The organism is Synechococcus sp. H55.11 (genome assembly GCF_047462475.1).
GTDB lineage: Bacteria > Cyanobacteriota > Cyanobacteriia > Thermostichales > Thermostichaceae > Thermostichus.
In genome coordinates, this window is sequence record NZ_JANSJI010000045.1 from 19,831 (window position 1) to 23,701 (window position 3,871).

3 protein-coding genes are annotated in these 3,871 nt (G+C 61.7%); all 3 read left to right on the top strand.

Annotated features, from left to right (window positions below):
* Nucleotides 1–75 precede the first annotated feature (75 nt).
* The gene (locus NW853_RS01805) at nucleotides 76–2,562 is read left to right on the top strand and encodes a DUF3656 domain-containing U32 family peptidase (RefSeq protein ID WP_414347393.1); all 2,487 of its coding nucleotides are present in this window, start codon (nucleotides 76–78) and stop codon (nucleotides 2,560–2,562) included.
* A 173-nt stretch (nucleotides 2,563–2,735) separates the two neighbouring features.
* Nucleotides 2,736–3,260, top strand: coding sequence for an acetolactate synthase small subunit (ilvN, locus tag NW853_RS01810; protein WP_414333369.1), 525 nt, complete (start codon nucleotides 2,736–2,738; stop codon nucleotides 3,258–3,260).
* An 86-nt stretch (nucleotides 3,261–3,346) separates the two neighbouring features.
* A complete protein-coding gene (locus NW853_RS01815; RefSeq protein ID WP_414347396.1) occupies nucleotides 3,347–3,871 on the top strand; it encodes a hypothetical protein in 525 nt (174 codons plus the stop codon).

Below are 3,871 nucleotides of genomic sequence, written 5' to 3' on the forward strand. Positions count from 1 at the left end.
CCTGGGAAAGGGGATCCCTTCCTCAGGTTTTTTGCTTTTGAATGGGAAAGGATCCCTTTTGCTCCGGGTGGGGCGATGAAAACGTCTGGGACAAGTTCTGCGGCGGCGGCTTTGCCCGTCGCGCTGCCGCTGCTGCTGGCGCCGGCAGGAGATTGGGAGTGTGCCAAGGCAGCGGTAGAAAACGGGGCCGATGCCATTTACTTCGGGCTGGAGCGGTTCAACGCCCGCCTACGCGCCCGCAACTTCACAGAGGCAGATTTGCCGGAGCTGATGGCTTGGCTGCATCAGCGGGGGGTGCGAGGCTATGTAACTTTGAATACTCTGGTCTTTCCGGGGGAGCTGGAGGAAGCGGAGCGGTACATCCGCTCGATGATCGCGGCGGGGGTGGATGCGGTCATTGTCCAGGATATTGGCATCGCACGCTTGATCCGTCATCTTTCTCCCGATTTCCCCATCCACGCCTCGACGCAGATGACCGTCACCAGCGGTATCGGGGCAGAGTTTGCCGCCGAGTTGGGCTGTGAGGTGGTGGTGCTGGCGCGGGAGTGTTCCCTCAAGGAGATGGCCAAGATCCGCGCCCATCTGGAAGAGAAGGGATTCCCCATCTGCTTGGAAATCTTCGTGCACGGGGCGTTGTGCGTGGCCTATTCCGGGCAATGTCTGACCAGCGAGGCGCTGGGAGGACGTTCGGCCAACCGCGGAGAATGTGCCCAGGCCTGCCGCCTGCCCTACGAGCTGGTGGTAGACGGGATGCGGCGCGATCTGGGGGAGAAGCGGTATCTGCTCAGCCCCCAAGATCTGGCCGGTCTGGAGGTGCTGCCGGAGCTGGTCAAGCTGGGGATCCACTGCTTAAAAATTGAGGGTCGTTTGAAATCGCCGGAGTATGTAGCCAATGTAACGCGCATCTATCGCCAGGCCTTGGATGCCTTGGGGGCAGGTCAGGCGTGGCAGCCCTCAGCTCAGGAGTGGTATGAGCTGGAGATGAGCTTTTCCCGCGGGCTGTATACCGGCTGGCTGCGGGGCATCAACAACCAAGAGCTGGTGCATGCCCGTTTTGGCAAGAAGCGGGGGGTTTACCTGGGGCAGGTGCTGCGGATCGAAGGGGATCAGGTGGGGGTGCGCCTGCAGGCTCCCCTCAAGCCGGGCGATGGCGTGGTGTTCGACCAGGGAGAGCCGGAGCAGGGGGGGCGGGTTTACCGCGTGCACAAGAAGCAGGGGCTGGCCTGGCTTGGCTTTGCCCAGGGGGCCATTGACCTCAAACGCCTGCGGCCAGGGGATCGCCTCTGGAAGACCAGCGACCCGGAGCTGGAGAAACGCCTGCGCCAGAGCTATGCCGGGGATCAGCCTCGCTTTCAACGCCCCGTCCACCTGGAAGTTCACGGCCAGGCCGGCTTGCCCCTGACGCTGATCCTGCGGGATGAAGAGGGCCACGTGGTGCGGGTGGATTCGCCGGTGCCTTTGCAGCCTGCCCATCACCAACCCCTCACCGACGAGAAGCTGCGGCAGCAACTGGGTCGTTTGGGTTCCACCCCGTTCAAGTTGGGATCCCTGCACAATGCCCTGGAAGGAGAGGTGATGCTGCCGCTGAGCGTCCTCAACCAAATGCGGCGCCAAGCCGTGGAGCAGTTGCAGGCGCTGTGGGCTCGGCCCCGCCGCTGGCAGCTCAACCCTGAAGCTCGCTGGCCAGATCTGCTGCCCGCCCCGGAGCAACCGGAAAGGGGATCGCCCCAACTGGTGGTGCTGGTGCGGGATCCAGAGCAGTTGCCGGCGGCAATTGCCTGTGGCATCCGGCAGATCTACCTGGAGTTGGAGGATCCCCGCCGCTACCGGGAAGTTATCCGCGCCACCAAGGCCGCTCACCCTGAGGTGGAGCTGTGGGCGGCCCCGCCCCGCATCACCAAGCCGGGAGAAAGCTGGATCCTCAAACAGGTGTTGGCAGCAGGAGCCGATGGCTATCTGGTGCGCAACTACGACCACCTGCGCTTTTTTGCCGGCCAGCGCTGCATCGGCGATTTTTCCTTGAACGTGGCCAACCCCATCACCGCCCACTATTTCAAAAGCCGCTACCCCTTGGAGCGCCTGACGGCCTCCTATGACCTCAACCACGAGCAACTGGGATCCCTGCTCCAGGCCGGCCCCGCCCACTGGTACGAGGTCACCATCCACCAGCACATGCCCATGTTCCACATGGAGCACTGCGTCTTCTGCGCTTTTTTGTCCCGCGGCACCGACTACACCAATTGTGGCCGTCCCTGCGAAAAACACGAGGTGAGGCTGAGGGATAGGGCCAATGTCGAGCACATTTTGAAAGCCGATGCCGGCTGCCGCAACACTCTCTACAACGGCAAAGCCCAAACCGGGGCCGAGCATGTGCCAAAACTGCTGGATCTGGGGTTGCGATATCTGCGCATTGAGTTCTTGCAGGAATCCCCCGAGCAGATCCGGCAAACCTTGCGCTGCTATCAACAGCTTCTCCAAGGCCGGATGAGCGGATCCCAGCTGTGGCGCGAGCTGAAGCTACATAGCCAATTGGGGGTTACGCGCGGGTCTTTGCAGAGTTAGAGGCTGCGCGGCCTTACATACCCTCTGTATTCTCTGCGGTTGCCGAGGCCGGGTGGGCAGAGCAATAGAAAAAACACTCCCGCAAAATTGGCGTAAAATTTCCTCAGGGTACGGTCGTTTCCCAACCTCTCTTTTGCTTCCCTATCCTCTGCGTAGCTCTCTCTTTGGTTACCGTGAAACACACCCTCAGCGCCCTTGTGCAGGATCAGCCTGGCGTTTTAACCCGCATCGCGGGGATGTTTGCCCGTCGCGGCTTTAACATCGACAGCCTCACCGTCGGCCCCACCGAACGACCGGGGATCTCTCGCATCACCATGGTGGTGCAGGGAGATGAGCACGACGTGGAGCAGATGACGAAGCAGCTCTACAAGCTCATCGATGTGCTAAAAGTTACCGATATCACCCACGTCCCCTGTGTGGAACGGGAGCTGATGCTGGTCAAGGTGAATGCCAGCCCCGAGACCCGCTCCGCCATCATGGATGTCGCCCAAATGTTTCGTGCCCGGATTGTGGATGTGGCGGAGGAGTCTTTGACCCTCGAGGTGACCGGGGATCCGGGCAAAATGGTGGCGATCATCAAGATGTTGACCAGCTTTGGCATCCGCGAGATCGCCCGTACCGGTCTGGTGGCCCTCACCCGCGAGTCCGGCGTGAATACGGAATACTTGAAGCAACACCCCACCTTAGTGACCATCTGATGGCCTTACGAGAAGCGATGCCACAACCGGGGGAGAGGTGGCGGGGATCGGCTTGGCGCGGCGGAATTCGCAGGATCCTCGGCCTTGTGGCCATTGTGCTGGTGGGGCTGCTGGCCGGCTGCGGCCCCAGGCCGCCCAAGCCGATTGTGCAGCAGGCCCTTGCCTATCAGATCGCTCATTTGTCCGAGCCGGTGGCCTCCTTGGTGGGCAGTGAGCAGTTGTCGGCCCGGCTGGAAGTGCAAGATGTGAAAATCCGTCGGGATCGCCGTGAACCTTTGCTGTTGGCCTGTTGCTCCGCAAGAACAGGAGAAACGCTGGAAGGCCATCACCTCAGCGGTACCTACACCCTGATCGTGAAGCCGCCGGGATCCCGCCGTCCTTATCGCCGCAAAGGGGATCCCTTTCAGCTCACCTTGGCCCACCAAAAGGCACAAACTGTTGCTACGCAGCGCTCGCCTGACGCAGAGCCCCAAACCGTGCCCGAACGGTGGCTACTGGCCTACGGCTCGCCTGATGCTAAGACCTGGAGGGTCATCGACTTTCTGCCTCAGCCCGCACCGGCACCGGAGTTGCCTCCTGCCGAGCCAGAACCGGCCATCCCGGCAGCCTGA